At 63.0% G+C, this 26173-nt stretch carries 21 protein-coding genes; 13 read left to right on the forward strand and 8 right to left on the reverse strand.

Translation table 11 applies throughout. The features are described 5' to 3' along the window. Positions 1–144: 144 nt before the first annotated feature. From P0D80_RS33320 to P0D80_RS33335, 4 genes are all read right to left on the reverse strand, one after another. Positions 145–987 (reverse strand): alpha/beta fold hydrolase, encoded by an 843-nt coding sequence (locus tag P0D80_RS33320; protein ID WP_408290260.1) that lies wholly within the window; start codon positions 985–987, stop codon positions 145–147. A gap of 8 nt (positions 988–995) precedes the next feature. Then, entirely contained in the window at positions 996–2588 is a 1593-nt protein-coding gene (locus tag P0D80_RS33325) for a benzoate-CoA ligase family protein (RefSeq protein ID WP_408290262.1), read from the reverse strand. Positions 2589–2697: 109 nt separating this feature from the next. Beyond that, positions 2698–4293 (reverse strand): 3,4-dehydroadipyl-CoA semialdehyde dehydrogenase, encoded by a 1596-nt coding sequence (locus P0D80_RS33330; RefSeq protein WP_408290264.1) that lies wholly within the window; start codon positions 4291–4293, stop codon positions 2698–2700. A gap of 8 nt (positions 4294–4301) precedes the next feature. Then, positions 4302–4769 carry a DUF4863 family protein gene (locus P0D80_RS33335; protein ID WP_408290266.1) on the reverse strand — a complete coding sequence of 156 codons (468 nt, stop codon included), beginning with the start codon at positions 4767–4769 and terminating at the stop codon, positions 4302–4304. A 193-nt stretch (positions 4770–4962) separates the two neighbouring features. Between P0D80_RS33335 and P0D80_RS33340 the strand changes: the two genes are divergently transcribed. From P0D80_RS33340 to boxA, 4 genes are all read left to right on the forward strand, one after another. Further along, positions 4963–5925 carry a helix-turn-helix transcriptional regulator gene (locus tag P0D80_RS33340; RefSeq protein ID WP_408180089.1) on the forward strand — a complete coding sequence of 321 codons (963 nt, stop codon included), beginning with the start codon at positions 4963–4965 and terminating at the stop codon, positions 5923–5925. Between the two features lie 116 nt (positions 5926–6041). Then, positions 6042–7712: a 2,3-epoxybenzoyl-CoA dihydrolase gene (gene boxC / locus P0D80_RS33345; protein ID WP_408290269.1), complete on the forward strand. Its 1671-nt coding sequence runs from the start codon at positions 6042–6044 to the stop codon at positions 7710–7712. Between the two features lie 124 nt (positions 7713–7836). Continuing rightward, positions 7837–9264, forward strand: coding sequence for a benzoyl-CoA 2,3-epoxidase subunit BoxB (gene boxB, locus P0D80_RS33350; RefSeq protein WP_408290271.1), 1428 nt, complete (start codon positions 7837–7839; stop codon positions 9262–9264). Between the two features lie 53 nt (positions 9265–9317). Further along, positions 9318–10559: a benzoyl-CoA 2,3-epoxidase subunit BoxA gene (gene boxA / locus P0D80_RS33355; protein ID WP_408290273.1), complete on the forward strand. Its 1242-nt coding sequence runs from the start codon at positions 9318–9320 to the stop codon at positions 10557–10559. 61 nt (positions 10560–10620) lie between these two features. Here boxA and P0D80_RS33360 read toward each other — a convergent pair whose 3' ends face one another. Continuing rightward, entirely contained in the window at positions 10621–11373 is a 753-nt protein-coding gene (locus P0D80_RS33360) for a TetR/AcrR family transcriptional regulator (RefSeq protein WP_408180093.1), read from the reverse strand. Between the two features lie 302 nt (positions 11374–11675). On the opposite strand from P0D80_RS33360, the gene P0D80_RS33365 reads away from it, so the two are divergent. From P0D80_RS33365 to P0D80_RS33400, 8 genes are all read left to right on the forward strand, one after another. Further along, a complete protein-coding gene (locus P0D80_RS33365) occupies positions 11676–12956 on the forward strand; it encodes a Zn-dependent hydrolase (protein WP_132373743.1) in 1281 nt (426 codons plus the stop codon). 135 nt (positions 12957–13091) lie between these two features. After that, on the forward strand, positions 13092–14441 hold the full coding sequence (locus P0D80_RS33370; RefSeq protein ID WP_408290276.1) for an NAD(P)-dependent oxidoreductase: 1350 nt from the start codon (positions 13092–13094) through the stop codon (positions 14439–14441). 68 nt (positions 14442–14509) lie between these two features. After that, on the forward strand, positions 14510–15844 hold the full coding sequence (preA, locus tag P0D80_RS33375) for an NAD-dependent dihydropyrimidine dehydrogenase subunit PreA (protein WP_408290278.1): 1335 nt from the start codon (positions 14510–14512) through the stop codon (positions 15842–15844). A 114-nt stretch (positions 15845–15958) separates the two neighbouring features. Further along, a complete protein-coding gene (locus P0D80_RS33380) occupies positions 15959–17470 on the forward strand; it encodes an NCS1 family nucleobase:cation symporter-1 (protein WP_408180096.1) in 1512 nt (503 codons plus the stop codon). 58 nt (positions 17471–17528) lie between these two features. Further along, entirely contained in the window at positions 17529–18980 is a 1452-nt protein-coding gene (gene hydA, locus P0D80_RS33385; RefSeq protein WP_408290281.1) for a dihydropyrimidinase, read from the forward strand. Between the two features lie 355 nt (positions 18981–19335). Beyond that, the gene (locus P0D80_RS33390) at positions 19336–20118 is read left to right on the forward strand and encodes an amino acid ABC transporter substrate-binding protein (protein WP_132373748.1); all 783 of its coding nucleotides are present in this window, start codon (positions 19336–19338) and stop codon (positions 20116–20118) included. Between the two features lie 22 nt (positions 20119–20140). Further along, positions 20141–20818, forward strand: a complete 678-nt coding sequence (locus P0D80_RS33395; RefSeq protein ID WP_012433671.1) for an amino acid ABC transporter permease — start codon at positions 20141–20143, stop codon at positions 20816–20818. Continuing rightward, positions 20818–21585: an amino acid ABC transporter ATP-binding protein gene (locus tag P0D80_RS33400; RefSeq protein ID WP_132373749.1), complete on the forward strand. Its 768-nt coding sequence runs from the start codon at positions 20818–20820 to the stop codon at positions 21583–21585. Before P0D80_RS33395 ends, P0D80_RS33400 begins: the two co-directional genes overlap by 1 nt. Positions 21586–21701: 116 nt before the next feature. Here the strand turns inward: P0D80_RS33400 and leuA are convergent, their stop codons facing one another. Both leuA and P0D80_RS33410 read right to left on the reverse strand, forming a co-directional pair. After that, on the reverse strand, positions 21702–23420 hold the full coding sequence (gene leuA / locus P0D80_RS33405; protein ID WP_408290284.1) for a 2-isopropylmalate synthase: 1719 nt from the start codon (positions 23418–23420) through the stop codon (positions 21702–21704). A 268-nt stretch (positions 23421–23688) separates the two neighbouring features. Further along, complete coding sequence (locus P0D80_RS33410) at positions 23689–24573, reverse strand: class I SAM-dependent methyltransferase (RefSeq protein ID WP_408290286.1); 885 nt, start codon at positions 24571–24573, stop codon at positions 23689–23691. A 264-nt stretch (positions 24574–24837) separates the two neighbouring features. Between P0D80_RS33410 and P0D80_RS33415 the strand changes: the two genes are divergently transcribed. Further along, positions 24838–25167: a hypothetical protein gene (locus P0D80_RS33415; RefSeq protein WP_132373752.1), complete on the forward strand. Its 330-nt coding sequence runs from the start codon at positions 24838–24840 to the stop codon at positions 25165–25167. Between the two features lie 126 nt (positions 25168–25293). On the opposite strand, the gene P0D80_RS33420 is transcribed toward P0D80_RS33415, so the two are convergent. Continuing rightward, positions 25294–25992, reverse strand: coding sequence for a cadmium resistance transporter (locus tag P0D80_RS33420; protein ID WP_408290289.1), 699 nt, complete (start codon positions 25990–25992; stop codon positions 25294–25296). Positions 25993–26173 lie beyond the last annotated feature (181 nt).

The following is a 26173-nucleotide window of genomic DNA, read 5'->3' on the forward strand; positions in this document are numbered from 1 at the left end:
GGTCAGCGATGCGCAAGAATAGTCGCTTACCTGTGTAACTTTTGTGAAGATGTGGAAATTTGGGTATTTGTTGAGAATTGGGCGGCGGGCGATTACATCTAGGCCAGCCAATAGATATGCGCTGTTCGGCGTCGGGAAGGTGGCTTAGCGCTGCGTCAGAACGAATGCCGCAATGGCTTCGTTCAACGGCCCTGGCGCATCGCGATGCGGCGAGTGGCTGCAAGCGTCGAGTTTGACCAGTTGCGCATGCGGCACGTGTGCGGCGATCGTGTCGATCTGGGCCATCGTGCCGTAGTTGTCGTCATGGCCTTGGACCGCGAGCAAGGGCTTGCGGATAGACGCCAGTTCCCCGGCAATGGACCACTGCCTGAAAGCCGGATTCAACCAGATGTCATTCCAGCCATAGAACGCGGAATCGACGTCCGCGTGATAGCGGCTGAGCTTGCTGCGCAGGTCGGTGGTTTCGTAGAGTTGTTTGGTCTGCGCGATGCTTTCCACCGAAATATCTTCGACGAAGACATGCGGCGCAATCGCCACCGCGCCAGCCAACTCGTCGGGATGGAGCGCCGCGTACAACAGCGTGATCGAACCGCCGTCGCTATGGCCGATGACCCACATGCGCCGGCGTTCGCGCATATCGATATCGAGTGCGTCGAGCAACGCGGGCAGGATATCGCGCGCCTGCGCCGTCATGAAATCGACGGGCCACTTCACCTCATGCGGACGCGGCGTGGAAAGCCCGTAACCGGGCCGCGAATAAACGAGTCCGCGCATGCCGAGCCGCTCGCACAGCGCTTGCGGCCAGTCGCGCCACATCGCGATCGACCCGAGGCCTTCATGCAGGAAGACGGCGATCGGCGCGTTGCCCGCCGCTTCATTCACCCAGCGATACTCGATGCGCAACGGTCCATGCGACGCGGTAGCGGGCAAGTCAGCGAAATTGCTAGCGGTCGTTGCTGCAACGTTGCCAATGGCGGGGTTCTGCATAAATCACCTTATGACTGCTCGCGCAGTTTGAAGCGTTGAATTTTTCCGGTGGCCGTCTTCGGCAGATCGTCGACGAACACGATATCGCGCGGATATTTATGCGGCGCGAGCCGGTCCTTCACGAAGGCCTTCAATTCATCCGCGAGTATCTCAGACGCCGCGAATTCACGCTTTAACACCACGAACGCGCGAGTCTTCACGAGGCCGCCATGATCGACACCGACCACCGCCGCTTCGAGCACCGCGTCGTGCTGCACCAGCACCATTTCCACTTCGACCGGAGAAACATACTGGCCGCTCACTTTGAGCATGTCGTCGCTGCGGCCCGCGTAGACATAGCAGCCGTTCGCCAGCCGGCAGTACTTGTCGCCGCTGCGAATCCACTCGCCGAGAAAGGTGGCACGCGTCTTCTCGCGGTTGTTCCAGTACATCACGGCCGCGCTCGGCCCCTTGATATACAGGTCGCCGACTTCGCCATCGGCCACGGCGTTACCGGCATCGTCGCGCAACTCGACTTCGTATCCCGGCACCGGGCGGCCCGTCGTGCCGTATTCGACCGCGCCCGCACGATTGGACAGGAAGATGTGCAGCATTTCTGTCGAGCCGATGCCGTCGAGAATCTCGCAGCCGAAGTGCGCGGTAAAGCGCTCGCCGATTTCACGCGGCAGCGCTTCACCCGCCGAGGTGCAGATCCGTATCGCGACGTCGGCGCGCGCGGGCAGGTTGGGCGACACCAGCATGTTCGCGTAGAGCGTGGGCACGCCATAAAACACTGTCGGGCGATGTTTGACGAGACGCGTGAAAATCGCGTCGGCGGTGGGGCGTTCCGCCATCAGGATCGCCGTGGCGCCGACCGACAGCGGGAACGTCAATCCGTTGCCGAGACCGTACGCGAAGAACAGCTTGGCCGCGGAGAACACCACGTCGCTCTCGGTGATGCCGAGAATCGGCTTCGCATACAGCTCGGCGGTCCAGTACAGGTTCGCATGCGTGTGGACGGTGCCCTTCGGTTTGCCGGTCGAGCCCGACGAATACAGCCAGAAGGCGATGTCGTCACAACCCGTTGCGGCGGCCTTGGTGGCAGGCGCAGCGGCGTCGATCAGTTCTTCGAGCAAGGGCGCGAGGAGCGGCTCGCCTTCACACGGCTGCGAAACGATCAACTGACAACCGTCATGTTCGGCGGACTCCAACGCCTGCGTCACGTTCTGCAACAGCGCACCCGAGGCGATCACGGCGCGGGCGTGGCTGTGTGTGAGCATGTACACATAGTCGGCGGGTGTGAGCAGCGTGTTCGCGACCACCGGCACGACGCCCGCGTAGAGCGCGCCGAGGAAGGCAACCGGCAGCGCAACGGTATCGAGCATCACGAGTAACACGCGCTCTTCGGGATGCACGCCGAGCGTGCGCAGTGCGCTCGCGAAGCGCCGCGCGCGACCCTCGAGTTCACCGTAGGTGGCGCTGCCGGTGTCGTCGATATAGGCGGTTTTGGCGGCGCGCGTTTCGTTCAGCCGAAACAGGTAGGCCGCGAAATTGAATAGCGCGGGCGGCGCTTCGACCGTCGCGGCGGGCTGATTCGCCGTCTTGTCCAACAGGGCTTCCATGTGTCTCCTCCATCGGGTGGGCGCGGTCCGGCTGTTCTGTGCTCGTGATCCGCTCGATGCTTGCAGGCTAATGGGTGGGCTCGGTCCTCATCGCTGAACGCGTGCGCGGTCAGGCCGCCGGCAAATGAGTCGCTTGCGTCAGCGCGTCGAGTGCCGCGCTCGCCGCCTGGATGGCCGAGCGCCGGTGATAGAAACCCAGCGCGCGCAAACCGCCCAGTTCTTCGCCGCCGCCCGCGCGGCCAGGGCCGCCGTGCAGGGACATCGGCATCACGTTGCCGTGACCGGTTTGACTCTGCTGGACCGAGGGCGAAATGGCATGCACGCGGCCGTGCGAATCCGCGAGTTCCAGTGCAAGGCGGCCGAGATGCGCGTCGTCGTTCGAATAGATCGAGGCGACGAGCGATCCCTGGCCGCGTCGCGCGAGAGCGACCGCGTGCGCTTCGGGCAATGCGTTTGCATCAGCGGTGACGCGATAGGGCGCCACGCTCGCCACCGGTCCGAACACCTCGACATCGTGCAGCAGCGTCGCGCTATCCGGATCGTTGACGACGAACAGATGCGGCGCGATGCAAGCCGCGATATTCGCGTCCGCATCGATGAGCGGTACAGCGGAGCCGTCGTAGGCGAGCACCGCTTCTTCGCGCAGCGCCGCGATGCCGGCCAGCACGTTCTCGTATTGCTCGCGGCTCACGAGCGAGCCCATGCGCACCGCCTCATTGCGCGGATCGCCGACGGTGATCTTCGCGAGCTTCGCCTTGAGCGCTTCGAGCACCGCTTCAAGTGCAGCCTCGGGGACGAACGCGCGACGGATCGCCGTGCATTTCTGCCCGGATTTCACGGTCATTTCTCGTACCAGTTCCTTGATGAACAGCTCGAAGGCGGGCGTGTCGGGCGTGGCGTCGGCGCACAGAATCGCGCTGTTCAGGCTGTCGGCTTCGACGTTCAGGCGCGCGCCGCGCTGCACGAATGCGGGGTGCGCGCGCAACGTGACGGCGGTTTCAGCCGAGCCCGTGAACGACACCACGTCGAAGGACTGAATCTGATCGAGCAGGCCCGCCGAGCTGCCGCAAATCACCGAGAGCGCGCCGGGCGGCAGAATGCCGGCGTCGATCACATCGGCGACCATGCGCTGGGTGAGCCACGCCGTTGCCGTGGCGGGCTTGACGATGACGGGCACGCCGGAGAGCAACGCCGGCGCCGCTTTTTCCCACAAGCCCCACGACGGAAAATTGAACGCGTTGATAAAGAGCGCGACGCCGCGGGTCGGCGTGAGCACGTGCTGCACGCTGAACGATTGATCCTTGCTCAGCGAGACGCTGTTGCCGTCGCGCAGCGCATGCACTTCGCCGAGCGACGCGCCGAGTTTTGCGTAATACGACAGCGTGAAAATGCCGCCGTCGATATCGACCGCCGAATCGTTGCGCGTGGTGCCCGAGTTCGCGGTGGCGATCGCGTAGTAGTCGTCGCGCTTCGCTTGCAGCAGCTTGACGATATCGGCGAGGCGGGCGGCGCGTTGCGCGTAGGTCAAAGCGCGCAATGCGGCGCCGCCGTTATCGCGTGCAAAGCCGAACGCGCGGGTGAGATCGAGGCCTTCGCTCGATACACGCACGAGCGCCTCGCCCGTCACCGGATCGGTGAGCGTGACGCCGGCGCCGCCGCCGGCGATCCACTGGCCGGCCACATGGTTCTTCAAGAGTTCGGTCATGGCAGCGCTCAGGCGGGAGTGAATTCGATTGCGCCTTGCGGCAGGAGGTACAGCACCAATGCTTCGCCGTTCGCCACCGTCGGACGATGCGCGGTGCCGGGCCCGTACACGCACCATCCGGCCGGGTGGCCGTCGAAGGTCGCGCCTTCGGTGAGCGGCATGATCAGATCGATCTCGCCGTTCGGGTGAACATGATGCGGACCCGCAATATCCTTCATATCGACGACGTCGACGGAAAAGCCGTGGGTCTCGGGCAGCGCCTTGAAGATGCGGCCGTAGCGAATGCCACCGCCTTCGCGATTGCACAGCCAGCCTTCGGCGACACCGGTTCGGCACGCCTCGGCAAGTTCGCGGAACGTGGCGCTGTCCGCGGGATAGGCGTCGTTCAGCCAGTCGGCCAGTTTGCTGTCGAGCGGTCGGCCGTCGAGTTGCTCTGTGACGCCCGCGATCAGGCGCTGGAATTCATGTGGGGACATGCGAGCCTCCAGATCGGCGCATTCGACCGCCGCACGCACGTTAATGCATGCGAGCCGTCGCGCCATCTCTGTGACGCTGCCGAAAAATCTCGACAGCGTTTGTTATTGGATCAATATTTGGCGAAAATTAACCGTTCACTCGGTGCCTGTCAAGCACTATAATACATGTATCGCAGTTCGGAGGCAGCAAAACATGAACCAAAATTACTCTCCTGCACCGCTGGACGATTCCGCCGACGACGCCGCAGGCCGCACCGAACGGGCGGCGGAGCGCGATCCCTTTCTGACGGCGATGGGCGAACGCGTGCGGCTCCTGCGCGCGCGCCGCGGCATGACGCGCAAAACACTGGCAACGGAAACGGGCTTGTCGGAGCGGCATCTGGCGAATCTGGAATCGGGCGTGGGCAATGCGTCGGTGCTGGTGCTGCGGCAGATCGCGGCTACTCTGAACTGTTCGCTGGCCGAGGTGATCGGCGACGAAACCACCGCTTCCGCCGAATGGTTGCTGATCCGCGAACTGCTGCAGGGGCGCGATCAGGCGGCCTTGCAGCGCGCCCGCGTGGCGCTCGCCGAGATGTTCGCGCAGGCGCCGCGCGACCCGCATCGCAAGGACCGGATTGCGTTGATCGGCCTGCGCGGCGCCGGTAAATCGACGCTCGGGCGGATGCTGGCGCAGGAGCGCAAGGTGCCGTTTGTCGAACTCACGCGCGTGATCGAACAACTGGCCGGCTGCCCGCCGTCGGAGATTCATTCGCTTTACGGCGCGGCCGCTTACCGGCGTTATGAACATCGCGCGCTCGAGGCTGTGATTCAGGAGCACGAGCGCGCGGTGATCGCGTCGCCGGGCGGACTGGTGTCGGAGTCGGGCACCTTCAATACGTTGCTGTCGCACTGCTATACGGTGTGGCTGCAGGCCGCGCCGGAAGAGCATATGCGCCGCGTCGTCGCGCAGGGCGATCTGCGGCCGATGTCGGGCAACAAGGAGGCAATGGACGACCTGAAGCGCATCCTGGCGGGACGCGGCGAGCTGTATGGCCGCGCTGACATGACCTTCGACACCAGCGAAAAAACCTTGGCCGACGCCTACCTGCAGCTGCGCGACCGCCTTGCTGCAAGGCTCGCCGCGGAATCGCCGGACGAGGCTGGCGTGAGCTGACATGCAATTCGGCGTCAGGGTTTACGTGTAAACATGCACTAAAGTGCTTTACATGGATTTGACGATGCACTATTGTTCAAAAACAGTATTTGCATCGTCCAGCCAGGAGAGGCCCCATGTCTACAGCAGAAACCGCCGTCGCGCCGGTCGACTACCGCACCGATCCCTCGCAGTACAAGCATTGGAAGCTGAGCTTCAACGGTCCCGTTGCGACGCTCGGCATTGATATCGCCGAGGACGGCGGCATCCGTGACGGCTACAAGCTGAAGCTGAATTCGTATGACCTCGGCGTCGACATCGAATTGCACGACGCAATACAACGGATCCGCTTCGAGCATCCGGAAGTGAGAACCGTGGTGCTGACGAGCCTGAAGGACCGCGTGTTCTGCTCGGGCGCCAACATTTTCATGTTGGGTCTCTCCACGCATGCGTGGAAGGTCAACTTCTGCAAGTTCACCAACGAAACGCGCAACGGCCTGGAAGACTCGTCGCGCTATTCAGGTTTGAAGTTTCTCGCGGCAGTGAACGGTGCCTGCGCCGGCGGCGGCTACGAACTCGCTCTGGCATGCGACGAGATCTATCTGGTGGATGACCGTTCGTCGTCGGTCTCGCTGCCGGAAGTGCCGCTGCTCGGCGTGCTGCCCGGCACCGGCGGCCTGACGCGCGTCACGGACAAACGCAAGGTGCGTCACGATCGCGCCGACATCTTCTGCACGGTGGTGGAAGGCGTGCGCGGCGAACGCGCGAAAGCATGGCGCCTGGTGGATGAAGTCGTGAAGCCGAACCAGTTCGATCAGGCGATCCAGGCGCGCGCGCTCGAACTCGCCGAACAAAGTGACCGTCCCTCGGACGCACAGGGCGTTGTGCTCACGCGTATCGAACGCACGGATCGTGAAGACGGCCTCACTTATAAAACGCTCGACGTGACGATCGACCGCGCGAAGCGCATTGCGACGTTCACGGCCAAGGCACCGCAATCCGAACCGCCCTCGAGTATCGATGCCATCGTCGCGGCCGGCGTGAACTGGTGGCCGCTGCAATTCGCCCGCGAACTCGACGACGCTATCCTTTGCATGCGCACCAACGAGCTCGCGATCGGCACGTGGGTCTTCAGGACCGAAGGCGATGCCCGCAATCTGCTCGCCGCTGACGCCTCGCTCATGCAGCACAAGGACCACTGGTTCGTGCGCGAGACCATCGGCCTGTTGCGCCGCACGCTGGCGCGCATCGACGTTTCGTCGCGTTCGCTGTTCGCGCTGATCGAGCCGGGTTCGTGCTTTGCCGGCACCTTCGCGGAACTCGCGTTCGCCGCTGATCGCACTTACATGGCGGCGCTGCCGGGCAATGAAGAGGAAGAGCCGGCTATCACGCTGTCGGAAGTCAACTTCGGCCTCTATCCGATGGTCACGCATCAGTCGCGTCTCGGCCGGCGTTTCTATGAAGAAACCGAGCCGCTCGACGCCGTGCGTTCCCTGATCGGTCAGCCGATCAAGCCGGTCGAAGCCGAACGCCTCGGCCTCGTGACCGCATCGCCCGATGACATCGATTGGGCCGACGAAATTCGCATCGCGCTCGAAGAACGCGCCGCGATGTCGCCGGATGCATTGACCGGACTCGAAGCGAATCTGCGCTTCAACGGTCCGGAAACGATGGAGACGCGCATTTTCGGCCGTCTCACCGCGTGGCAGAACTGGATCTTCAACCGGCCGAACGCGGTGGGCGAGAAGGGCGCGCTCAAGGTGTACGGCAAGGGCAGCAAGGCGCAATTCGACGTCTCGCGTGTTTGATACGCATTTGATGCGCGCTTGATGGGCGACCGATCGCCATCAACGCAACGAGCGCGAAACGGGCCACCATCAGCCCGACACGCGCCTCTCACCGTCACTGCAGTTTCTGAACCAGGAACCGACCATGTCATCGATCAACTACAGCGAAAAGATTCCGAACAACGTCAACCTCGCCGACGACCGGGCGCTACAGCGCGCGCTCGAACAATGGCAGCCGAATTTCCTCGCGTGGTGGGGCGATATGGGCCCGGAAGGCTCGCATGGCTACGACGTGTATCTGCGCACCGCGGTGAGCGTCGATGCGGGCGGCTGGGCGCATTTCGATCACGTCAAGATGCCGGACTACCGCTGGGGCATTTTCCTCACGCCCGGCGAGCAGGACCGCAAGATTCACTTCGGCGAACACAAGGGTGAAGCGGCCTGGCAGGACGTGCCGGGCGAGCATCGCGCGAATCTGCGCCGCATCATCGTGACGCAGGGCGATACCGAACCGGCGTCGGTCGAGCAGCAGCGCCACCTCGGTTTGACGGCGCCCTCTATGTACGACTTGCGCAACCTGTTCCAGGTCAACGTGGAAGAAGGCCGCCATCTGTGGGCGATGGTGTATCTGCTGCATCGCTATTTCGGCCGCGACGGACGTGAGGAAGCCGAAGCATTGCTCGGCCGCCGTTCAGGCGACGACGACAATCCCCGCATTCTCGGCGCATTCAACGAGAAAACGCCGGACTGGCTCGCGTTTTTCATGTTCACGTACTTCACCGATCGCGACGGCAAATTCCAGTTGTCGGCGCTTGCGGAGTCGGGATTCGATCCGCTCGCGCGCACCACCAAGTTCATGCTGACCGAAGAAGCGCATCATATGTTCGTCGGCGAATCGGGTGTGTCTCGTGTGATCCAGCGTACGGCCCAGGTGATGAACGAACTCGGCACGGACGACGTCGCGAAGATCCGCGCGGCCGGCGTGATCGATCTGCCGACCATTCAGCGCTATCTGAACTTTCATTACTCGGTCACGATCGACCTGTTCGGCGCGGATCATTCGTCCAACGCCGCCACGTTCTATAGCTCGGGCCTCAAGGGCCGCTACGAAGAAAACAAGCGCGACGACGATCATCAGTTGAACGGGCAGAGCTACAAGCTGCTCGACGTGCAGGACGGCAAGCTGGTCGAGCGCGAAGTGCCGATGCTCAACGCCATGAACGAAGTGCTGCGCGACGACTACATCAAGGATTCGGTGGCGGGCGTGGGGCGTTGGAACAAGGTGCTCGAAAAGGCCGGTATCGAATTCCGCATGACGGTGCCGCATAAAGCGTTCAATCGGCAAATCGGCACGTTCGCCGGCACGCGTGTGTCGCCCGACGGCCGCGTGGTCAGCGCAACCGAATGGGCCGCCAACGAAGCGAAATGGCTCGCCACACCGGATGATCGCGCTTACGTCGCGTCGTTGATGGGCCGCGTTACGGACGCGGGCAAATTCGCCAACTGGATTGCGCCGCCTGCGATGGGCGTGAACCGTCAGCCGGTCGATTTCGAATACGTGCGCTTCAACTGAGTGCGCGAGCGGCGCGTGGCACGCTGGCGCCGCATCTCAAGGTGGAGGAAGTCATGAACGGCCCAGTATCGATCGAAGTTCTCCGGCAGCATCTGATCGATCCGGAAATCTGCATTCGCTGCAATACGTGCGAAGAGACTTGCCCGGTCGATGCGATCACGCACGACGACAACAACTACGTGGTCAAGGCGGATATCTGCAACGGCTGCATGGCATGCGTGCCGCCGTGTCCGACCGGCGCGATCGACAACTGGCGCACCGTGTTGAAGGCCGATGCGTATCCGATCGAAGAGCAGTTCACGTGGGACGTCCTGCCGGAACAGAACACGATGGCCGTGCCCGCCGCGGACGAATCGTCGGGCGCGGGCGCATCGGGTGATTCGCCGGCCGAGGCGAGCGGCATCGAAGTGGATACCGTGCGCGGCTCCGTCGTGCCGCCGTGGTCGGCCGCAAAGCCGTATGTGAACCTCTATACGCACAAGGAGCCGACTAGCGCGACGGTGGTCGGCAACTATCGGCTCACCGATGGCTCGACCGATAGCGACATTCATCACATCGTGCTCGATTTCGGGTCAATGCCGTTTCCGGTGCTGGAAGGCCAGTCAATCGGCATTCTGCCGCCCGGCGCGACCGCCGATGGCCGTACGCATCACGCGCGCCAGTATTCGATTGCGAGTCCGCGCGATGGCGAGCGGCCCGGTTATAACAACGTCTCGCTCACTGTCAAACGCGTCTCGCAGCAGCACGGCGACTCGACCGATGGCGTGTGTTCGAATTACCTGTGCGATCTGAAGAAGGGGGACGTGGTCAACGTGATCGGCCCGTTCGGCGGCACCTTCCTGATGCCGAACCATCCGAACTCGCATTTGCTGATGATCTGCACCGGCACGGGTTCAGCGCCGATGCGCGCGATGACCGAGTATCGCCGCCGGCGCCGTTTGAAGGGCGCGACCGGCAAGCTGATGCTTTTCTTCGGTGCGCGGACCAAAGAAGAGTTGCCGTACTTCGGGCCCCTCACGAATCTGCCGAAAGACTTCATCGATACCAATCTGGCGTTCTCGCGTACGCCGGGTCAACCGAAGCGCTATGTTCAGGACGCCATGCGTGAGCGCGCGGTCGATGTGGCGCACATGCTCAAGGACGACAACACGCATATCTACGTATGCGGGTTGAAGGGCATGGAAGATGGTGTGTTGCAGGCGCTCAAGGAGATCGGTGAGCAGCATCAGCTGGACTGGGAAGCGCTGTGGGGCAAGTTGAAGAAGGAGGGGAGGTTGCACCTGGAGACGTATTAAGGTGCCGTGCCTTCTAAGGCTCCGCTGTTCATCATCGACAGCGGGGCCCTTTCAGTTACTTCTATCTCGCCGGGTCGGCGCCATCCTCATGCTGTGCGGGTGACACCGCCCCGCACGCCCGAATCACCAACTGCACCACTTCCTCCGTCGTCGCATCGAACGCCTTTTGCGTCAACGCACGCTTGCCTTTAAGCGCGCGAATCTGCGCATCAAAGTCGGCGTAATGCTGAGTCGTCGCCCAGATCATATACATCAGCGTTTGCGCGTTCACCGGTGCGAGCAACCCGCGCGCGATCCAGTCGTCGATCACCTTAACGCGGCTGTCGAGCCACGGCTTCACGCGTTCGGTGAGTATGTCCTCCATGTGTTCCGCGCCGTGAATGATCTCGCTTGCCCACACCTTCGAACCGAGCGGACGGCGGCGCGACAATTCCATTTTCGCGCGCACGTACCCACCGATCGCTTCGACCGGGTCGTCGCTGCATTCGAACGTATCGGCCGCGCGATGCCAGTCTTCGAACAGGTCTTCCAGCACACGCCGGTAGAGCGCGAGCTTTGTCGGGAAGTAGTAATGCACGTTGGCTTTCGGTAAGCCCGCACGCTCCGCGATCATCGCGGTGCTGGTGCCGTCGAGTCCGCGCTCGGCGAAAACCGCCTCGGCGCACGCCAGAAGATGGGCTTCATTCGACTCGCGAATGTGCGCCTTGCGCCGCCGCAAAGGTGCGCGTGTTTCCTCGTTTTCCGTGATGTCGGCCGCCACGTCGTCGTCTCTCATGTTCGCCTTCGGCGGCATGGGTGCCGCGTCGCGCTTCATTCTAGTCGTTTGGCGCGCTGCCCACACGCGCATTCGTCGCACGCGCCGAAGCCATGCTGCGGTGCAATGGCACACTTCTCGCTATGTTTCTCACCGCACGAAAGGTGTTGATTTGGCGAGCTTAATCGTCTACAACCTGTCCAACTGGACAGGATTGGAAGAGCGGCCGATGCCCCAGGGTTTGCCCTCTGTATAAGAGGCGATCGAAGGTGTCGAATGTGCACTGCCCCCGTGCGAGCACGCCCCAAAACCCGCCACCAATGCACCAGTTTCAAGTCGGTTCACCGAAAGGAGCGAGACGAATGAACGCGGTATCCGAAGCGCTGAAGCACGCTGAACCCACCACGTCGATCAAGGTCGACGGCAAGCGGCTGTGGGACAGCCTGATGACGATGGCGAAGATCGGCGCGACGCCCAAAGGCGGAGTCTGCCGCCTGGCGCTCACCGACCTCGACAAGCAAGGACGCGACCTGATCGTCAGTTGGGCGAAGGAAGCCGGCTGCACGGTCAGTGTCGACCAGATGGGCAATGTATTCATGCGCCGCGCCGGGCGCAATCCCGATGCGTTGCCGGTCATGACCGGTTCGCACGCCGACTCGCAGCCGACCGGCGGCCGCTTCGACGGCATCTACGGCGTGCTGGGCGGTCTCGAAGTGATTCGGAGCCTGAACGATCACGGCATCGAGACGGAGCATCCGGTTGAAGTGGTGATCTGGACCAACGAGGAAGGCTCGCGCTTTGCGCCCGCGATGGTGGCGTCGGGCGTGTTCGCCGGCGTGTTCACGCTCGACTATGGCCTGTCGCGCAAGGACGTGGACGGCAAGACCATCGGCGAGGAACTCAAGCGCATCGGCTATGCGGGCGATATTCCGTGCGGCGGACGGCCGCTGCACGCGGCGTTCGAGTTGCATATCGAACAGGGGCCCATTCTCGAAGCCGAACAGAAAACCATCGGCGTCGTGACCGACGCGCAAGGTCAGCGCTGGTACGAAATCACGCTGACAGGGCAGGAGGCGCACGCGGGTCCGACGCCCATGCCGCGCCGTCGCGATGCCTTGCTCGGTGCCGCGCGCGTGGTCGATCTGGTCAATCGCATCGGTCTCGACAATGCGCCATTCGGCTGTGCGACGGTCGGCATGATGCAGGTCTATCCGAACTCGCGCAACGTGATTCCGGGCCGCGTGTTCTTCACGGTCGATTTCCGTCATCCGGACGATGCGGTGCTCGCGAAAATGGATGCGGCCTTGCGCAAGGGCGTGGCCGACATCGCCAACGGCATTGGTCTTGAAACCGAACTCGAACAGATCTTTTACTACGCGCCAGTCGCATTCGACGAAGCCTGCGTGAAGTCGGTGCGCGCGGCGGCCGAACGCTTCGGTTATCCGCATCGCAACATGGTGTCCGGTGCGGGACACGATGCCTGCTATCTGTCGCAAGTCGCGCCGACCTCGATGGTGTTCGTGCCGTGCGTGGACGGCATCAGTCACAACGAGATTGAGGACGCCACTTTCGAATGGATCGAGGCCGGCGCCAACGTGTTGCTGCACGCCATGCTGGAGCGTGCGTGCGAGCCGGTTTCATGACGCTGTCATAACTCTTTGGCGGTTGCGGTCGCTTTACCCGCTTCACCGTAGTGCCCATAAAACATGCCGTCCCGGCTCCGCTTTAAGCGTGGCCGGCAGGAGCGGCTACGTCCTCACATCGAAGAAGGAACGAGTATGGCCATCAAGCAAACCGGCGACATTGCCGCTCAGCGGCTATCGCCCGAGCAGCTCTCGTGCGAGTTCTCCGACATCGCGCCCTTGCTCGACGCAAGCGCCGCGGCCGCGGCGGCGAGCCGCTGCCACTACTGTTATGACGCGCCGTGCGTGAACGCCTGCCCGACGCAGATCGACATTCCCAGCTTCATCCGCAAGATCAGCAACGGCAATCTGAAGGGCGCGGCCGTGGATATTCTGTCGGCCAACCCGTTGGGTGGCATGTGCTCGCGCGTCTGCCCGACGGAGATTCTTTGCGAAGGCGCATGCGTGCGTAACCATCAGGACGCGAAGCCGGTGGCGATCGGCGCGCTGCAACGTCATGCCACCGATTGGGCGATGGCGCGCGGCGAAGTGCTGTTCAAGCGCGCGGCTGAAACCGGACGACGCGTCGCGGTGGTCGGCGCGGGTCCGGCGGGACTCGCCTGTGCACACCGGCTCGCGCTGGCCGGTCATGACGTGACGATCTACGACGCGCATGAAAAGGCCGGCGGTCTGAATGAATACGGCATCGCCGCCTATAAAACCGTCGACGATTTTGCTCAGCGTGAAGTGGAGTGGCTGTGCTCCGTCGGCGGCATTGAGATCAAACACGGCGTCGCGCTTGGTCGCGATGTCGACCTCGACACGCTGCGCAAGCAACACGATGCGGTGTTCCTCGCGATCGGCCTCACGGGCGTGCGCTCGCTTGCCATGGAAGGCGAGGATCTCGGCGGCGTGATGAACGCGGTGGACTTCATCGAACAGGTGCGCAGCGCGAGCGACTTCGGCACGGTGCCGGTGGGCCGGCGCGTGGTGGTGATCGGCGGCGGCAATACGGCAGTCGACGCGGCCGTGCAAAGCCGCAAGCTCGGCGCAACATCGGTGACGATGGTTTACCGGCGCGGCGTCGAAGCAATGAGCGCCACTTGGGCCGAGCGCGACTTCGCGCAGACCAACGGTGTCACGCTCGTCACGCACGCCACGCCGATGCATTTGATCGGCGACGGCGGCGTGGTCACGGGTGTCGAATTCGCGCGCACATCGCGTGAAGGTGGAGAGGAGCGCTTCATGGTCGAAGCCGACATGGTGCTCAAGGCGATCGGTCAAACGCTGGTGCCGGTCGGCATCGAGCGTGAATTGCTGACGCTGGACGACAGCCGTATCGCTGTCGATGCGAACGGCCAGACCTCGCTGGCGAGTGTATGGGCCGGCGGCGATTGCGCGGCCACCGGCGGCATCGACCTCACGGTGCAAGCGGTGCAGGACGGCAAGATCGCGGCTGCCGCGATCGACGCGCAGTTCGCCCGCACGGCGGCGAAAGCCGCCTAGAGCGACCCAAGCCAAACCAAGCGAAGCAGCACCTCAGACAAAGAACAGCAGTCCCCAAGGAGCCGAACATGGCCGATCTGCGCTGTACGATTGCCGGCATCACTTCGCCGAATCCTTTCTGGCTCGCCTCCGCGCCGCCGACCGACAAAGCCTATAACGTGAACCGCGCCTTCGAGGCGGGCTGGGGCGGCGTGGTGTGGAAGACGCTCGGCCTCGACCCGCATGTGGTGAACGTCAGCTCGCGCTACGGCGCGGTGCAATGGAACGGCCAGCGCATGGCGGGCCTGAACAACATCGAACTGATCACCGACCGTCCGCTCGACGTCAATCTCAAGGAAATCGCGCAAGTCAAACGCGACTGGCCGGACCGCGCGATGATCGTCTCGCTGATGGTGCCGTGCAACGAACGCGACTGGAAGTGGATTCTACCGCTCGTCGAAGACACCGGCGCGGATGCGGTCGAATTGAATTTCGGCTGTCCGCATGGCATGAGCGAGCGCGGCATGGGCGCGGCGGTCGGCCAGGTGCCCGAGTATGTCGAGATGGTCACGCGCTGGGTGAAAGAAGGCACCAAGCTGCCGTGCCTTGTCAAACTGACGCCGAATATCAGCGACATTCGCCTCGGTTCGCGTGCGGCCTACAAGGGCGGCGCGGATGGCGTGTCGCTGATCAACACGATCAACTCGATCGTGGCGGTCGATCTCGATGCGATGTCGCCGTTGCCGATGGTCGATGGCAAAGGCACGCACGGCGGCTACTGCGGACCGGCTGTGAAGCCGATCGCGCTGAACATGGTCGCGGAAATCGCGCGCGACGTGGAAACGCCGAATCTGCCGATCTCCGGCATCGGCGGGATTTCCACATGGCGCGACGCCGCCGAATTCATGGTGCTCGGCGCGGGCAGCGTGCAGGTCTGCACGGCGGCGATGCACTACGGATTCCGTATCGTTTCCGACCTCGCGGATGGCCTCTCCAACTGGATGGACGAAAAAGGCTACGCGACGCTCGACGACATTCGCGGCCGCGCCGTCCCGAACGTCACCGACTGGAAGTACCTGAACCTCAAATACGACATCAAGGCGCGCATCGATCAGGACAAGTGCATTCAGTGCGGCCTGTGCCATATCGCCTGCGAGGACACGGCTCACCAGGCGATCATGAAAGAAAAAGATGGCGTCCGTCATTTTGAAGTGATGGACTCCGAATGTGTCGGCTGTAATCTGTGCATGCACGTGTGTCCGGTCGAACAGTGCATCACGATGGAGCGCGTGGACAACGGCGAGTACGCGAACTGGACCACGCATCCGAACAACCCGGCGCGCGTGGGCGCAGAGGAGGGCGCAGCGGCGGACGCGACCGAAACCGCGGAGCACGCCCATGCGCACGCGGCAAAAGCGGCCTGAAATACGATGTGGTTAGAAATAACGCAGCGCTAGTACTGAACCTGTCATTCCCCAAAGGTCCCGACGCGCCGATAGAAGCCGCGCGGGCCTCAACGATCGAGTGGAGATCTTTAGATGAAGCAGACAGCGCAACCCGTCGACCCGCAGTTCGCGGCCGGCGTGCAGGGCAGCAGTCTTTACAACGACGATCTTGCGCCGACCGGCGTCGCGCAGCGCACCTGGAAGTGGTATCACTTCGCCGCGCTGTGGGTGGGCATGGTGATGAACATCGCGTCGTACATGCTGGCCGCCGGCTTGACGGAAGAAGGCATGTCACCGTGGCAAGCCGTGATCACCGTGCTGCTCGGCAACCTGATCGTGCTGGTGCCGATGCTGCTGATCGGCCACGCGGGCGCGAAGCACGGCATTCCGTACGCGGTGCTGGTGCGCTCGTCGTTCGGCACGCAGGGCGCCAAATTGCCGGCGATGCTGCGCGCCATCGTCGCCTGCGGCTGGTACGGGATTCAGACGTGGCTCGGCGGCAGCGCGATCTATACGCTGCTCAACATTCTCACGGGCAACGCGCTGCACGGCGCGGCTTTACCGTTTCTCGACATCTCGCTCGCTCAGCTCGCGTGTTTCCTGGTGTTCTGGGCACTGCAGATCTACTTCATCGTGCATGGCACCGATTCGATCCGCTGGCTCGAAAGCTGGTCCGCGCCGATCAAGATCGTGATGTGCATTGCGCTCGTGTGGTGGGCGACTTCGAAAGCGGGCGGCCTGGGCTCGATGCTGTCGGCGCCGTCGCAATTCGTGCCGGGCGGCAAGAAAGAAGGCCTCTTCTGGGTCACGTTCTGGCCCGGCCTCACGGCCATGGTCGGCTTCTGGGCCACGCTCGCGCTGAATATCCCCGACTTCACGCGCTTTGCCAGAACGCAGCGCGATCAGATCATCGGCCAGTCGGTCGGCTTGCCGGTGCCGATGGCCTTGCTCTCGGTGATCTCGGTGGTCGTCACGTCGGCGACGGTGGTGATCTACGGCAAGGCGATCTGGGATCCGATCGACCTGACGAGCCGCATGACCGGCATCGGCGTGGGCGTCGCGCTGATCATCCTGACGCTCGACACCATGTGCTGCAATCTCGCGGCGAATCTCGTCGGCCCGGCGTACGATTTTTCGAGCCTGTGGCCGAAGGGCATTTCGTATCGCGTGGGCGGCATGATTACCGCGACCATCGCGATCGTGATGATGCCGTGGAAGATTCTCGCCACCACGCAGGGCTATATCTTTACGTGGCTGGTCGGCTACTCGGCGCTGCTTGGTCCGGTCGCGGGCATTCTTATGGTCGACTATTTCCTGATTCGCGGCACGCGTCTCGACACGCGTGAACTCTTCGACGAGCACGGCGAATACAGCTATACGGGCGGCTGGAATATCGGCGCGGTGGTCGCGCTCGTGATCGGCGTGCTGCCGAATCTGCCCGGCTTTTTGCACACCGCGTTTCCGGCGTCGTTCCCGAACGTACCGGCGATCTTCAATACACTCTATACGTATGCGTGGTTTGTCGGGCTCGCGTTGGCGTCGATCGTATACAGCGCGTGGATGAAACTGAGCAAGGGACCGAGTGCGCGCGTGGCGAGCGCGTGAGCATCAACGAAACGAAGTACGTAGCACCGAAACCAGCAGTTCATAAGGAGGCGGCAACATGACGACCCTGATTCGCGGCGGCACGATTATCGACGCGGAGAACACGTATCGTGCGGACGTGTTGTGTGCGGACCCGCAGGACGGCGGCACGATCCTGCAGATCGGAGCGGACCTGGAGGCGCCCGCCGGCGCCACGATCGTCGATGCGGGCGGGCAGTATGTGATGCCCGGCGGCATCGATCCGCACACGCATATGGAATTGCCGTTCATGGGCACCACGGCGAGCGACGACTTCTACACGGGCACGGCGGCGGGTTTATCGGGCGGCACCACGAGCATCATCGACTTCGTGATTCCGAGCCCGAAGCAACCGCTGATGGACGCCTTCAAGGAATGGCGCGGCTGGGCCGAGAAGGCGTCGGCGGACTACGGCTTTCACGTCGCGGTGACGTGGTGGGACGATTCGGTCTATCGCGACATGGGCACGCTGGTGCATGAACACGGCGTGTCGAGCTTCAAGCACTTCATGGCCTACAAGAACGCGATCATGGCCGACGACGAAGTGCTGGTGAACAGCTTCTCGCGTTCGCTCGAACTCGGCGCGCTGCCCACCGTGCATGCGGAAAACGGTGAACTGGTGTTCCAGTTGCAGCGTCAGTTGCTGGCGAAAGGCTTTACCGGTCCGGAGGCGCATCCGTTGTCGCGGCCGCCGGAAGTGGAGGGCGAGGCCGCCAATCGCGCGATCCGGATCGCGCAGGTGCTGGGCGTGCCGGTGTATATCGTGCACGTGTCCTCAAAGGACGCGGTCGATGCGATTGCCCGCGCGCGCAGCGAAGGTCTGCGCGTGTTCGGCGAAGTGTTGCCCGGCCATCTGGTGATCGACGAAGCGGTGTATCGCGATCCCGACTGGACCCGCGCGGCGGCCCATGTGATGAGCCCGCCGTTCCGCTCGGCCGAGCATCGCGAGGCGCTATGGCGCGGTTTGCAAGCTGGCCAGTTGCACACTACGGCCACCGACCACTGCGTGTTCTGCGCGTCGCAGAAGGCGATGGGCCGCGAGGACTTCACGAAGATCCCGAATGGTTGCGGCGGCGTGGAAGACCGCATGGCGGTGCTCTGGCATCACGGCGTGAATTCGGGGCGGCTCACGCCGAACGAGTTCGTGCGGATTACTTCGACGAATGCCGCGCAGATCTTCAACCTGTATCCGCGCAAAGGCGCGGTGCGGGTCGGCGCGGATGCCGACCTCGTGGTGTGGGACCCGAACGCGAGCAAAACGATTTCGGCGAAGACGCACCATCAGAAGGTCGACTTCAACGTGTTCGAAGGCATGACGGTGCAAGGCGTGGCGATGCACACGCTCACGCGCGGCGCGCTCGCCTGGACCGACGGCGAGCTGCGGGCGGTGCGCGGTGCGGGCCGCTATCTGAAGCGTCCGCCGAACGGCGCTTACTTCGACGCGATCCGCGTCGCCAACAAGCGCAAGGAGCCGCATCCGGTGGAGCGGTAAGCTATTCGCAATCCGACGACGGGCGGCGCCGCATTCAAAGCGGCGCCGCCCGTTTTTTCCTGCCGCGCGCTCACCGCGGCGAGACCTCTCGCGTTTTCCCCGATGGCGCGCAACATAGGTTCCGTGTTGCGATGCATGCCGCGTCTGTCTATCTGCTGTAGAGTTGAAATCCACGTCACACCAGAGGCTATGGCTGTTCGCTTAGCACGCAAGCGCATATCGATCGGAAACCTGATCCTTTGTAAAAACGCAGGCCGTTTGCTACAGTCCGCCCACTCTGCGGGCGCAAGCGCCGGCGGGGACTGTCCAACACAAGACTCAGCCACCGACGTGGCACATTTGACGGAGCCGCCTGATGAAATCGATTCGTTCCATTCTGCTGATCGCGTTGTTCCAGGCGGTGGCCGTGAATTCCGCATTCGCCGCCGACGAACTCGCGCAGATCAAATCCGCCGGCGTGTTCAGGATCGGCACCGAAGGCACCTACGCGCCGTTCACGTACCACGACGAATCCGGCAAGCTGACCGGTTTCGACGTCGAAATCGGCACGGCGATCGCGCAGCGTCTCGGCGTCAAGCCGCAATTCGTCGAGGGCAAATGGGACGGTCTGATCGCCGGTCTCGACGTGAACCGCTACGACGCGGTGATCAACGAAGTGGCCGTCACCGACGCGCGCAAGGTCAAATACGATTTCTCCGACCCGTACATCACGTCGCACGCGGCGCTGATCGTGCAGTCGAACAACACCACGATCAAGAACTTCGACGACCTGAAGGGCAAGAAGTCGGCTAACACGCTGACCAGCAACTTCGGCAAGATCGCGGCGGCGCACGGCGCGGAAGTGATCCCCGTACAGGGCTTCAATGAATCGATCGATCTGCTGACCTCGGGTCGCGTCGATGCCACCGTCAACGACTCGCTGTCGTTCCTCGACTTCAAGAAGCACAAGCCGGACGCGAAGGTGAAGATCGCCGCGCTCGATACCTCGGCCGACAGCAGCGACAAGTCCGCCGTGCTGATCCGCAAAGGCAGCCCCGAATTGCAGGCCGCAATCAACAAGGCGCTCGCCGACATGAAGAAAGACGGCACCTACGCGAAGATCTCGCAGAAGTATTTCGGCAAAGACGTCTCCCAGTAAACGCCTTCCGCGAGTCTGAATCATGCCGGCATGGTTGCATCTGATGGCGCAGTCGCTGTGGCCCCTGCTGTATGCGGGGCTCGTGTTTACCGTGCCGCTTACGCTGATATCGTTTGCGATCGGACTTGCGCTGGCGTTCCTCGTCGCGCTGGTCCGCCTGTTCGGGCCGAAGTGGGCCGTGGCGATCGTGCGCTTCTACGTGTGGCTGTTTCGCGGCTCGCCGTTGCTCGTGCAACTGTTCGTGATCTTCTACGGCTTGCCGAACGTGGGCATCGTGCTCGATCCGTTGACGGCGGCGATCATCGGCTTTTCGCTGAATGTCGGCGCGTACAACTCCGAAGTGATACGCGGCGTGATCGAGTCGATTCCAAAAGGGCAGTGGGAGGCGGCGTATTCGATGGGGATGACGCGCGAGCAGGCTCTGCGTCGTGCGATCCTGCCTCAAGCGGCGCGCGTCGCGTTGCCGCCGTTGTCCAATTCGTTTATCGCGCTGGTGAAGGACACCTCGCTCGCCGCGGTGCTGACCGTGCCCGAGGTATTTCAGGCGGCGCAGCGGATCGCGTCGGTGACTTACGAGCCGCTGATTCTGTACACGGAAGCCGCACTGGTCTATCTGGTGTTCAGCTCGGTGTTGTCGTCGGCGCAAGTCAGGCTCGAGCGCAAGTTCGGCCGTCACGCACTTTTCCAGGCAGGCAACTGATGATCCGACTGGAAAAAATCGACAAGTACTTCGGTGGTCAACGGGTGCTCAACTCGGTCGATCTGCAACTCGCCTCGGGGAATGTCACCGCGTTGATCGGTCCATCGGGCAGCGGCAAGAGCACGCTTTTGCGTTGCGTGAATCTGCTCGAGATTCCCGAGTCCGGTTCGCTCGAACTCGGCGATCAGCGGCTGGAATTCAGTCGCGACCACCGGCCCTCGCGCGACGCGGTGCTGACGATTCGCCGCCGCACCGGCATGGTGTTTCAGAATTTCCAGCTCTTTCCGCATCTCACCGTGCGGCAGAACGTGATGGAAGGCTTGGTGACCGTTCTGAAGTGGGACAAGGACAAGGCGCGGGCTCGCGCCGACGAACTGCTGGAGAAGGTCGGCATCGCGCAGAAGGCGGATGCATGGCCTTCGACGCTCTCCGGCGGGCAACAACAGCGTGTGGCGATTGCGCGGGCGTTGGCGCCGTCGCCGGAAGTGTTGTTGTGCGACGAGCCGACCTCGGCGCTCGACCCCGGTCTCGCCGCGGAAGTGGTGGAGGTGCTCAAGCAACTCGCCACCGAAGGCATGACCATGCTGATGGCCACGCACGATTTGCGGCTCGCCGCGACGATCGCGCGTGACGTGGTGTTTCTGAACAACGGCGTGGTGGTGGAGGCCGGGCCGTCGCGCGAGATCTTCATGCAGCCGCGCGCGCCGGAAACCGAGCGTTTCGTGTCGACGTTGACGCACAGTCTGCCGGATGAATGGACTCAATGACGCCGGACCTGAAAGGCAGTCACGCCCGCGATGCGGTTGGATAAAAAAAGGGGGCGTCGTCGAGACGCCCCCTGCGCATATAACCGCTACAAATTGACCACCAACGGCAGAGAACCTTAGACCCCCACGCTCTCCGTGGCATCGTTCATCGCGGCGTCGAAGAAGCTCTCCTTCGCCTGCGCATTGACCCGTGCGTAAGCGCGATTCACGCCGCTGATCACCGCGCGAATCGACGCCGTCACCAGATTGGCATCGATGCCGACGCCGAACGCGCTGCCGGTCACATCGGCGCCGGCCATTTCGGCGACTGCCACCGCGCGGGCATCCGCACCCTGCGTCAACGCGCGTTCTTCATAGTGCTGAATCCGCACCGGCACGCCGATCGCGTGCATCAACGCGTCGAGCGGACCATTGCCTTCACCGGTCAACACGCGCCGCGTGCCATTAATGTCGACCGTGAGTTTGATGTGCTCGCGTCCTTCACGCTCGGACAGGCTGTGACCGACGTAGTGGATCGGCGCCGTGTTCTGCACATATTCCTGCTGGAACAATTCCCAGATCTGCGCGGACGTGACTTCCTGGCCGCTGTCGTCGGTGAAGCGCTGCACGGCCGAGCTGAAGTCCACTTGCAGGCGGCGCGGCAACACGACGCCGTAGCCCTGCTCGAGCAGATAGGCGATGCCGCCTTTGCCCGACTGGCTGTTCACGCGAATCACCGAGTCGTAGGTGCGGCCGAGATCGGCCGGATCGATCGGCATGTAGGGCACTTCCCAGACGGCGTCCGGTTTCTGCACCGCGAAGCCCTTCTTGATCGCATCCTGATGCGAGCCCGAGAAGGCCGTGAATACCAGATCGCCGACATACGGATGACGCGGATGGATCGGCAATTGCGTGCATTCTTCCGCGGTGCGCGCGACTTCGTTGATGTTCGAGAAGTCGAGCCCCGGATCGACGCCCTGCGTGTAGAGGTTCAACGCGAGCGTGACGAGGTCCACGTTACCGGTGCGCTCGCCGTTGCCGAACAGGCAGCCTTCGATACGATCCGCCCCGGCCATCACGGCGAGTTCAGCGGCCGCCACCGCGGTGCCGCGATCGTTATGCGGATGCACGGAGATGAACAGCGAATCGCGGCGCTTGAGATTGCGGTGCATCCACTCGATCTGGTCCGCGTAGATGTTCGGCGTGGACATTTCGACGGTGGCCGGCAAGTTGACGATGGCCTTGTGTTGCGGCGTCGGTTGCCAGATGTCGAACACGGCGTCGCAGACTTCCTTGGCGAATTCGATTTCGGTGCCGCTGAACACTTCCGGGCTGTACTGGAACGTGAAGTGCGTTTCCGGCATGGTCTCGGCGATCCGCTTCATCGTGCGGGCAGCGTTTTGCGCCAGTTCCTTCACGCCGCTCTTGTCCAGATTGAAGACGATCTTGCGGAATTCCGGCGCGGTCGCGTTGTACAAGTGGACGATGGCGCGCGGCACGCCACGCAAGGATTCGAAGGTGCGCTCGATCAGGTCGTCGCGCGCTTGCGTCAAGACTTCGATGGTGACGTCGTCGGGAATGTGGCAGCCTTCGATCAACTCACGCACGAAATTGAAGTCGGTCTGCGAAGCGGACGGAAACGCGACTTCGATTTCCTTGAAGCCGATCTGCACCAGCGTCTTGAACATGCGCATCTTGCGCTGCGCGTCCATCGGCTCGAACAGCGACTGATTGCCGTCGCGCAGGTCGGTGCTCATCCAGATCGGCGGGTGCGTGATGGTGCGCGACGGCCACTGGCGATCCGTCAAGTTGACCGGTTTGAACGAGCGGTATTTGGTAGCGGGGTTCTTCAACATTTTCATCATCCGTGGGTGAGACCAGGTAGCTGGGAGTCGACCGGACGACGAAAAGACATAACTGGGCCGCCGGTCGGAAACCGGGGCTGGGTCAGTTACTGGGGAATTGAGCGGTGCTTCGTGTGGTTCAGATGGAAGCGCGCAGCAGCAGACCTAGCCCGGTAGAGGGGGCTAGTAGTAGCGATAGGATGGTCTGGGCGCGGTACATAGTGCGCAATAGGAACATATTATTGGGACGGCGTCAAGCGCCGTCCGGTGCGGCGCGAGATCAGTGCGCCGGTTTCACGAAGCGCAAGGTCATGCGGTCCGATTCGCCGATGGCCGCATACTTCGCCCGGTCGACGTCGCCGCCCTCGAAGGTCGGCGGCAGCGACCAGACGCCGTTGGGGTAATTTTTGCTGTCGCGCGGGTTGGCGTTTACTTCGCTCTTGCCGGCCAGTTCGAAGCCGGCCGCGCGCGCATGTTCGATCACGTAGTCTTCGGTCACATAGCCGGTGTCGATGGTTTGTTGCAGCGAAGTGCCCGGCGCTGCGCGGTGTTCCTCGACACCGAGCACGCCGCTTGGCTTGAGCACCGCGTAGAAGGCGCGCAGGTTTGCGTCGATCTGGCCGTCCTTGATCCAGTTATGGATGTTGCGGAAGGTCAGTACCTCGTCGAAGCTGGCATCGGCCGGAAAACCGCTGAACTGGCCGGCGTGCAGCGTGCCGACCACGACGTTGCCGTAGACGGCGGGCGTGGCCGCCAGTTTGCGCGCAAATGCTGCCCGATTGGCCTGCGCTTCCGCCGACGGCGTCCCCTGTGGGCCGTCGTACTGCGCCTCGTAGAGCTTGCCGTGGTCGTGCAGATACGGCGCCAGGATCTCCGTGTACCAGCCGCCGCCCGGCTCGATCTCCAGCACGCTTTGCGACGGCGTAAGTTCGAAGAATTGCAGCGTTTCCCGCGGATGACGGTAGACGTCGCGGGCGCGGGCCTTGTCGCCGCGTTGTGGTCCGGCAATCGCCGCGTCGAGCAGCGCCGGACTGGACGACGCGGACGCGGAAGTCGAGGCCGATGGGCCGGCGCAGGCCGCCAGCAACAGCGTTGCGGTCAGTGCCGCGAGTGTGGCGCGCAGCGCACGAGACCGGAGATTGGGTCGAAGGTTCATGACGTCCATTATCGGGCGCGATCGCGCGGGAGGGAAATCGGTAATCGGCATAAGGATAGGCGCTCACTGGATTTGCGTGTCTGCAGCCGCGGCCCGGAATAAAAGGCCATACCCGCCAGTTTCTCTGTTTACCGCGACTCGCGCTTACGTCGCCGAATCCGAAGCGCGGCATGGCGCGTATAAATGGTGTGATCAGCGTTTGGCGTCGCGAGCGGGCTTGTTGTGTGCCGGGCGCGACTTGATTCCCTTCATTTCATTTTGCCGGAGGCAGGTATGAAACGAACATCGACGATGTCGCGGGTAGGGCGGGTTTTGCTGTGCGCGGCCGCGTGCGCGATTGCGGCGCAGGCGGGAGCGCAAGGTTTGAGCCCGCAGGACGACATGAACGCGCCGCAAAACAGCACGCGTTTGATGCCGAACGCGGCGCGCGGCAGCGAATATCCGACGCACGGCAACCAGCAGGCAGGCGAATTGAACCTGAACCCGACCGACCCGCGTGCGCAGCTGGTCAACGGCTTGCCGAATCACACCAATTCCGGCGGTTACGGTTCGCCGCTCGCCGGCGTGCGCACTTACGTGCAACCGCAAATGCCGTCGAATTGAGCGCTCGCGTGGACGACGGTCGTGCCGCATCGCGCGTTGGACTGCAGCGCATCCCTGCACGGACCGTGTTGTTCAATTGGGCTTTTTCGGGTAATGGGCCGTGCGTTCCCCACATGCGGGCACTGGTCAGAGTCCGAACATGATCCGCAGCGTATCGTTCTGCACGATCACCGAGACGCCGATGATCACCAGGATCAGCGGCAGCAGCGCGGTGCCATAGCGCCGGATCGGTGCGCCCAGCAACGGATGCTCCACCAGCCACACCGCGCCGGCGCACCAGAACCCGATCATCACGATAAAGATCAGCGAGATGAATGCGCCCGCGCTGTGCGAATGACTGGCGTACAGAGGCACATAGACGGCGAGATTGTCGGAACCATTGGCGACGGCCACGCACGCTACAGTCCACCAGGATGAGGCGCGGCTTGCGTGGGATGGGGCGGTTGGAGCGGGCGAGCTTGCCTGATTCGCTGCACTAGCCGGATACCCCGACCCGGCCGGCCCGGATGATGCGGGTGGCGCCGTTTCGATTCGCGCTGCTTCCTCCTGCTGCGGGCTGCCGGGACCAAAGCGCTCCCACGCTTTGCCGAACCCCACGCCGATCGGCAAAATGCCGAGCAAACCGACGTAACCAGCCGGCAAGTGCTTGAGCAATGCGGCGAGCAGCGCCGACCCCGCGATAAGAATTAGCGAGCCGGCATACTGCCCGGCGATCACGCGACGCCGCTCGTCGCCGGCTTCCGCCAGGAAGGCGAGCAGCACGAACAGGTTGTCGACGTTGGTAGCGGTGTAACCCGCGATGGCGAGCAGGGCAAGGCTGAACATGCGGGAAAGCCGGTCGGTACACAGTGAGAAAGCGTGACAAGGCGAAGCGATGCGCATCGCGAGGGCCCCGTCGCAACGTCGGCAGCGCGCCGATCGAATGGCGGCCGGTCAACACGATGCCGATGCGAGCCGCCGCGGTCAAGCAGTCACTGGGTTTCGGGCGCGCTGGATGCGCGGTGAA

The organism is Paraburkholderia sp. RL17-373-BIF-A (assembly GCF_046030175.1).
Lineage (GTDB): Bacteria > Pseudomonadota > Gammaproteobacteria > Burkholderiales > Burkholderiaceae > Paraburkholderia.

What these genes read in the sequence shown, in the direction of transcription:
- P0D80_RS33415 (WP_132373752.1), top strand. Translation starts at nt 24,838, where the DNA reads ATGAAACGAACATCGACGATGTCGCGGGTAGGGCGGGTTTTGCTGTGC.
- leuA (WP_408290284.1), bottom strand. Translation starts at nt 23,420, where the DNA reads ATGTTGAAGAACCCCGCTACCAAATACCGCTCGTTCAAACCGGTCAAC.
- P0D80_RS33325 (WP_408290262.1), bottom strand. Translation starts at nt 2,588, where the DNA reads ATGGAAGCCCTGTTGGACAAGACGGCGAATCAGCCCGCCGCGACGGTC.
- P0D80_RS33410 (WP_408290286.1), bottom strand. Translation starts at nt 24,573, where the DNA reads ATGGACGTCATGAACCTTCGACCCAATCTCCGGTCTCGTGCGCTGCGC.
- P0D80_RS33380 (WP_408180096.1), top strand. Translation starts at nt 15,959, where the DNA reads ATGAAGCAGACAGCGCAACCCGTCGACCCGCAGTTCGCGGCCGGCGTG.
- P0D80_RS33390 (WP_132373748.1), top strand. Translation starts at nt 19,336, where the DNA reads ATGAAATCGATTCGTTCCATTCTGCTGATCGCGTTGTTCCAGGCGGTG.
- P0D80_RS33360 (WP_408180093.1), bottom strand. Translation starts at nt 11,373, where the DNA reads ATGAAGCGCGACGCGGCACCCATGCCGCCGAAGGCGAACATGAGAGAC.
- boxB (WP_408290271.1), top strand. Translation starts at nt 7,837, where the DNA reads ATGTCATCGATCAACTACAGCGAAAAGATTCCGAACAACGTCAACCTC.
- preA (WP_408290278.1), top strand. Translation starts at nt 14,510, where the DNA reads ATGGCCGATCTGCGCTGTACGATTGCCGGCATCACTTCGCCGAATCCT.
- P0D80_RS33420 (WP_408290289.1), bottom strand. Translation starts at nt 25,992, where the DNA reads ATGTTCAGCCTTGCCCTGCTCGCCATCGCGGGTTACACCGCTACCAAC.
- P0D80_RS33320 (WP_408290260.1), bottom strand. Translation starts at nt 987, where the DNA reads ATGCAGAACCCCGCCATTGGCAACGTTGCAGCAACGACCGCTAGCAAT.
- P0D80_RS33365 (WP_132373743.1), top strand. Translation starts at nt 11,676, where the DNA reads ATGAACGCGGTATCCGAAGCGCTGAAGCACGCTGAACCCACCACGTCG.
- P0D80_RS33395 (WP_012433671.1), top strand. Translation starts at nt 20,141, where the DNA reads ATGCCGGCATGGTTGCATCTGATGGCGCAGTCGCTGTGGCCCCTGCTG.
- boxA (WP_408290273.1), top strand. Translation starts at nt 9,318, where the DNA reads ATGAACGGCCCAGTATCGATCGAAGTTCTCCGGCAGCATCTGATCGAT.
- boxC (WP_408290269.1), top strand. Translation starts at nt 6,042, where the DNA reads ATGTCTACAGCAGAAACCGCCGTCGCGCCGGTCGACTACCGCACCGAT.
- P0D80_RS33370 (WP_408290276.1), top strand. Translation starts at nt 13,092, where the DNA reads ATGGCCATCAAGCAAACCGGCGACATTGCCGCTCAGCGGCTATCGCCC.
- P0D80_RS33330 (WP_408290264.1), bottom strand. Translation starts at nt 4,293, where the DNA reads ATGACCGAACTCTTGAAGAACCATGTGGCCGGCCAGTGGATCGCCGGC.
- P0D80_RS33335 (WP_408290266.1), bottom strand. Translation starts at nt 4,769, where the DNA reads ATGTCCCCACATGAATTCCAGCGCCTGATCGCGGGCGTCACAGAGCAA.
- P0D80_RS33400 (WP_132373749.1), top strand. Translation starts at nt 20,818, where the DNA reads ATGATCCGACTGGAAAAAATCGACAAGTACTTCGGTGGTCAACGGGTG.
- P0D80_RS33340 (WP_408180089.1), top strand. Translation starts at nt 4,963, where the DNA reads ATGAACCAAAATTACTCTCCTGCACCGCTGGACGATTCCGCCGACGAC.
- hydA (WP_408290281.1), top strand. Translation starts at nt 17,529, where the DNA reads ATGACGACCCTGATTCGCGGCGGCACGATTATCGACGCGGAGAACACG.